This window comes from Flagellimonas algicola, assembly GCF_005937185.1.
Taxonomy (GTDB): domain Bacteria; phylum Bacteroidota; class Bacteroidia; order Flavobacteriales; family Flavobacteriaceae; genus Flagellimonas; species Flagellimonas algicola.
Genome location: NZ_VCNI01000011.1, coordinates 1 through 4,465 on the forward strand (window position 1 = coordinate 1; position 4,465 = coordinate 4,465).

At 34.3% G+C, this 4,465-nt stretch carries 5 protein-coding genes and 2 pseudogenes; all 7 read right to left on the bottom strand.

Annotated elements, in window-relative coordinates; all coding sequences use genetic code 11:
• Nucleotides 1–208 (bottom strand): annotated as a pseudogene (locus FGG15_RS19985) (transposase); the annotation flags it as partial.
• Between the two features lie 104 nt (nucleotides 209–312).
• Complete coding sequence (locus FGG15_RS19990; RefSeq protein WP_138839546.1) at nucleotides 313–666, bottom strand: hypothetical protein; 354 nt, start codon at nucleotides 664–666, stop codon at nucleotides 313–315.
• A gap of 98 nt (nucleotides 667–764) precedes the next feature.
• Nucleotides 765–1,214, bottom strand: a complete 450-nt coding sequence (locus tag FGG15_RS19995; RefSeq protein ID WP_138839547.1) for a PaaI family thioesterase — start codon at nucleotides 1,212–1,214, stop codon at nucleotides 765–767.
• A 94-nt stretch (nucleotides 1,215–1,308) separates the two neighbouring features.
• A complete protein-coding gene (locus FGG15_RS20000; protein WP_138839548.1) occupies nucleotides 1,309–1,731 on the bottom strand; it encodes a hypothetical protein in 423 nt (140 codons plus the stop codon).
• A 223-nt stretch (nucleotides 1,732–1,954) separates the two neighbouring features.
• Nucleotides 1,955–2,521, bottom strand: a complete 567-nt coding sequence (locus FGG15_RS20005) for a hypothetical protein (RefSeq protein ID WP_138839549.1) — start codon at nucleotides 2,519–2,521, stop codon at nucleotides 1,955–1,957.
• Nucleotides 2,522–2,588: 67 nt separating this feature from the next.
• Nucleotides 2,589–3,524 carry an SMI1/KNR4 family protein gene (locus tag FGG15_RS20010; protein WP_138839550.1) on the bottom strand — a complete coding sequence of 312 codons (936 nt, stop codon included), beginning with the start codon at nucleotides 3,522–3,524 and terminating at the stop codon, nucleotides 2,589–2,591.
• A gap of 68 nt (nucleotides 3,525–3,592) precedes the next feature.
• Nucleotides 3,593–4,342: pseudogene (locus FGG15_RS20015) on the bottom strand (tyrosine-type recombinase/integrase); the annotation flags it as partial.
• Between the last annotated feature and the right edge of the window lie 123 nt (nucleotides 4,343–4,465).

A 4,465-nucleotide genomic window follows, 5' to 3' on the forward strand; every position in this document is an offset into this window, starting at 1 on the left:
ATCTGCTTGAGCTTACGGTTCTCCTCCTCCAGCTCCTTCAAACGCTTCATGTGGGCAACCTCCATGCCCCCCCGTACTTCTTCCTCCAATAATAAAAAGTGCTGGTGTCAATGCCCATCTCACGGGATATATCACCCACCTTGCGGCCCTCTTTGTTCTCTTTCAGAGCCTTGATGATCTGGCCCTTGGTAAACTTGCTTTTCTTCATCTGACAGTTAAAATTTAAAGTTAGAAAATCTGAATTTTAAACTGTCATATTTTTGGGGAAGGCTACACAGGCAGTAGTATCTTTTTATCATTCAAATTCAAAGACTATAACTTCTGATTCAATTCATTTTCCCACTCTTGATAATTTTTTACCATGATTCTAAATGTTTTATTTTGATTATCCGTAATCTCTAAGACATTTTTTTGTACACCGTGTTTCCCTTGTGCTATTTTTTTTATGTCTTTAAAATCAAGACTAAATCCAAAACTTTTCTTTTCAACTTTCCTTTTTAGTAACGCTCCCAAAATACCGAATCCACCAACACCAGTTTTATGTGCATCTAATACGAGTCTATTAGGCGTTAGATAAAGTATTCCTTGCATAAGGTTCAACTTTGATTTGAGGAATCCTATTTTTTCTTCTTTTAGGATTTCCTCTTTTTCTAATTTTTCATTCATAATTACTATTTTTAATTTGTTGTTTCTACTATATTATTAATGCCAACGTTTTTAATAAATGCCTGTTTTAATGGCGTCTATTTGTTGTTGGCTATAGTTTACTTCTCGTCCGGTTTATTTTTTAATTCAATTAAAGTCGACTGAGAAGCAGCACAAAGTTTTTCTTCACCATTCTTTACTATAAATACTTCTGATCTGCATATGGTTAAGGTTCTTCCATTTTTTAAGACGTTAGACCTGCCAATTAATAATTCTCCGTCACCAGGAGATATAAGATTCAATTTAAATTCAACCGTAAGTATAGACGAATTTTCTTCCATTAATGAAAAGCCAGCATACCCAGCAGCATTGTCCGCTATTGTGCTTATTATGCCGGCATGGAAAAAATCATGTTGCTGAGTTAAGGTAGGGTCATATGGTATTTGAATCTCACAAAAACCTGGTTTTATGTCAATAAGTTTGGCACTGATTAACTCCATAAACTTTTGCCGATAGAAGCTTTGTTCAACTTTCTTCTTGAAGTCAGTAGTTTTGGGTTCAAATTTCATGTTTTCAATTATTGCCAACGTTTATGTATAAGGATAGTTGCGGGTTAGTATGCGAGGATTTTCCGAAGGAAAATCAGACGTTACAAACACGCAACTACCTTTGATTAAGCACTAAGCCGCAATTATTTTTGTACGGTGTTGGCAAATCGTTTTTTATTTTATTATTCAGTTTAATCCATTCAGGATTATGCTTAATTTCTATTATTTCCACTTTAATTTCAGATTCAAATTTCGGTGGGATTTTTGGTTTTTGCGTTGAGTAGATTTTCAGCGTATCATTTTCCGTTTTGTATATTATTCCACCAAATTCGTGAAAAATATATTCCGATATTGAGTCAGGTTGAAATTCCATTTCTCCTTTTGTTGAAATCACAGAAATTTTATGGTCAGCCGTTAATCCCCAATTTTTACTTTTCAAATATAGAGAGCTTTTTTTATTCGGAAAGTAAATTTGTTCCCTTTCAAATACTGGTTTTCCAATTTCATCCCAACTTGCAAATTCACGTTCTACTTTCATTCCGAACCAAAAGGAAAGTATAATTAGTAAAATCGAAATTATTATTAAATGTCTTTTTTTTAATTTGGATTTCGGTTTTTCTTAAATGTTTGCCAACGGTCTCGTATAACCGTCAGTTACGGGTTAAATTGGCGATTATTATCGGTTTAGCACTGACTTTAGCAATTCCGAGTGGATTCGGACGTAGTCGAATCCGCCGTAATTGCGGTTATACATTGTTGTGCTACGTTATTTTTTTAATCAGTTTGTCATAGGAATATTCTCTGGCTTTTCTGCGATAAGATTTTCCTTTTATTAATCCAAAAATTTCATTCGTTTCAGGCAGATATTCAACCCAATTTTCCGAACAACCACCAATCGCATAATCAGAATCCGTTTCATTTGGTAATTTGGGTTCAGGTCTTTTAGGTTGATATATTGACATAATATAGATTTTGCCCTTTTCAAATCCACCCGTACTTGCTCTACAATCAGCTCCATCTGTACTAAATATTTCAATTACTTTCCTTTTTTCAGTTCCGCGAATCAATTCAAGAATTTCAATTTTTATTGATTCTCCTGTTCCATAATGCGGGTCAAAATTGTTATAGATTTGAGAGGCTACAAATTCGTTATGGTCTGTGTATCTTTTTCCGTCTTTAGTATGATAAACGTGTTCAATTATTTTCGCTTTAACAATCGTTTCAGAATTTTTGGCTACATGCAAAAAATTCCCACCATATTCGCAACTACAAGCAAAAATTAAGCTTGTGAAAAGGGTAGTTAATGTTGTTAGCAGAAGTTTTTTCATAATGTAGCACAACGTTGAGTATAACAAGCGTTGCATCCCGAAGGGTGCAATGATTTGTTATACAGTGTTAGGCACTTTTTATTTGTTTATATATATCGTGTAAATGGCTTTCACTTCTCAACTTTTTTCCCTCTTTCTCAATCAAATCAAGATTCCAATCTAGAAATTCACCCCAAGAGTTAGCCAAAACAATCATATCTTCTTCATCTCTTCCGAAGATAATTACTTGCTCCTTTGTTCCATTTGAATCAGGGTCTAAATCAATCCCAATATAATTTCCTCCAAAATCTGATATCAATGGAATCCATTTGATGTGGAAATATTTCTTTTTAATTGCTCCGTCTGGAGTTGATGTTAATGGTAAAGTATTATCAAAATCATAGAATGTCCTATCAATTTTATGCTGTCCATCTCCATATGCTATAATCTCAAGATTATCCCAATTATATTCCTGAATCTCAATATCGTGAAGTTCTTTCGTGAATTGTGAAATTTGCTTTCGCGTTTCATTGCTCAATTTTACTATCTCACGTTCTTTATCAGAAGTATCCTTATTTGAATAAAAATATGGGCCTCCCATTGAACTAGGTCCACTTTCAAATTCCACTTTGTGCCATTTGGGTTTGATAAATCCTAGTTTCTTCTTTAAAGGAAGTTCATTAACTACGAGTTGGATAATCCGCTCAATTAAGACATTTGACTTTTCTGGGTTAGAAATTTTTGGTTTTTCAGGTTTTACTTGTGTTTTAGCAAAATCAAGACTGCTTTTCATTTCACTAAGACTAACAAATGAATGTCCAAAAAATGAACCGTATCCATTTCCAGATTCTCCATCATATTTTTCGAACAAGTCTCTAATATCTTTCGGAATAACTTCGCCTATTAACTTCTCAATTTCATCAACTTGAAGAAAGTTCTCCTGCCTAGCAAGGTATTTGGTTTCTTCTTCATTTACCTCAGAGTACCAGCTAAGTATTTTGTTCAGTTTTTCCTCTTTTGTCATTTTATTGGTAATTGTGCCTAACAATTGGCTAAACGTACCAAGGTACGTTTATTCCTTTTTTGGTATTGCTAATCTAGTAGATTTTTAATGGTTTCGAAAGTGTTTGTAGCAACATGGGTATATATTTCGGTCGTTTTGGTCGAACCATGACCTAATAGAACCTGTAATTGTCTTAAATCTGTGCCAGATTCCAACAAATGTGTTGCAAAACTATGTCGCAATACATGTGGTGTAACTGTTGTTCTCACTTGTGCCTTTTCAGCAGCTGTTTTTACAATTTTCAAAACGCTGGCACCGCTATATTTAATTCCTTTCTTCCCCTCAAATAAATATAGTTGGGGCTCGTATTTCTTATAGACCTCATTAAATCTTTAAGAGCAGTTTTGGACAATAAGGTAAGTCTATCCTTGTTACCTTTTGAACCTTCGACGCGGACCAGCATTCGTACGCTGTCAATATCCTTGATTTTCAAGTTCAACAGTTCACTGCGCCTTAAGCCCGAACTATGTAGCAACTGTACAATACATTTATGTTTGATGTTATTGGTGTTTTCAATAATGGACGAGACTTCTTCCTTTGAGATTACCTTTGGAAGCTTAGATTCTTTTCGAGGCCTTTCAATTTCATAAAAGATTGGGCATACCTAAAACGGCTTCATAATAAAATTTGGCATTGATAGCTTGGTTTACATATGAGTTTGAATGCTTTTTCTAAATTAGGCTTTGGAGAAATGTCCTAATATCTTGTTCGTTCAATCCTCTTAATTCCTTGTCCTTATGGTAATTGATGAATAGTTCAAAAAATGTGATATAGGTTTTTGTAGCCTTCCCCTTTTTAGGATAACTCTAAATTCAACAATTTTTCATTAATAATGTTTGTTTCGGGGAGGAATTCCTCCCCGAAACGGTCTTTGTATTCCCTTGGTGACATATCTCCCAATG

Coding starts and splice junctions, on each gene's coding strand:
- FGG15_RS20010 (WP_138839550.1), bottom strand. CDS start 3,524: ATGACAAAAGAGGAAAAACTGAACAAAATACTTAGCTGGTACTCTGAG.
- FGG15_RS20000 (WP_138839548.1), bottom strand. CDS start 1,731: ATGAAAGTAGAACGTGAATTTGCAAGTTGGGATGAAATTGGAAAACCA.
- FGG15_RS20005 (WP_138839549.1), bottom strand. CDS start 2,521: ATGAAAAAACTTCTGCTAACAACATTAACTACCCTTTTCACAAGCTTA.
- FGG15_RS19995 (WP_138839547.1), bottom strand. CDS start 1,214: ATGAAATTTGAACCCAAAACTACTGACTTCAAGAAGAAAGTTGAACAA.
- FGG15_RS19990 (WP_138839546.1), bottom strand. CDS start 666: ATGAATGAAAAATTAGAAAAAGAGGAAATCCTAAAAGAAGAAAAAATA.